The sequence below is a fragment of the Herbiconiux daphne genome (assembly GCF_024979295.1).
Taxonomy (GTDB): Bacteria; Actinomycetota; Actinomycetes; order Actinomycetales; family Microbacteriaceae; genus Herbiconiux; species Herbiconiux daphnes.
In genome coordinates this window covers 1-712 of sequence record NZ_JANLCJ010000377.1, presented here as the reverse complement: position 1 = coordinate 712, position 712 = coordinate 1, and the positions used below count along the sequence as shown (strand labels likewise).

1 protein-coding gene is annotated in these 712 nt (G+C 39.9%); it reads left to right on the top strand.

All coding sequences use genetic code 11. The features are described from left to right. Window positions 1-73 precede the first annotated feature (73 nt). Window positions 74-496: a hypothetical protein gene (locus tag N1032_RS25340; protein ID WP_259543359.1), complete on the top strand. Its 423-nt coding sequence runs from the start codon at window positions 74-76 to the stop codon at window positions 494-496. The last annotated feature ends 216 nt before the right edge of the window (window positions 497-712 follow it).

Sequence of the window (712 nt, the reverse complement as noted above, 5' to 3'; positions counted from 1 at the left end):
AGATTCAGGAAGACGCTGATGATGCAGCCTTAATCAGCACAACCATAATGTTATCCTCAGTGGCGACAGTGCAATGATTTTATACGAAGCGAAAGACGCGTATGACCTTGCAAAGAAAGGGTGGTTCCTTACAAGACCTGGGTATGTTTATGGTAACGGTGTGTACCTTGCTTTTGGTACATTTCCTGGCTGTCTTCGTACTGGTAAAATAGACTTAGAAAGCTTTGAAGGCCATCAGTGGAAACTCCTGACTTTTGAAGAGTTGATTCGTCTTACTGGTTACTACCCAAATACAACAAACACGATCTACAATGTATTAGTTGACACTCCCTATACATTTGAAGTGGCAACGCATCACATGGATATGAATCACTATCTTGTAGATTCCAAATATACATCTGCGGATTTTAGAAATCCATTCAAGTATGATGAGATTTGGGGAGAGTTCTTTGCTCAAGAAAAAGAACGTATTAAGGAGAAGTGTTATCCTGTATGATTGAAATGAAAGAATGCAAAATCTGTCATTTAAATCTAGCAGTTGGCATGTGTTTCAAAGTCAATGAAACAACTGGATTACCACATGCCTTCTGCAATGATTGTCGCTGTACTCTGAGATACATGCACGATGCAAACCGTGATCGTTATTATGGAAAAGTCAATGCCTGAATGTCCTGAGTGTAGTCACGAATTATATGGAGATGCCATTGGGCCT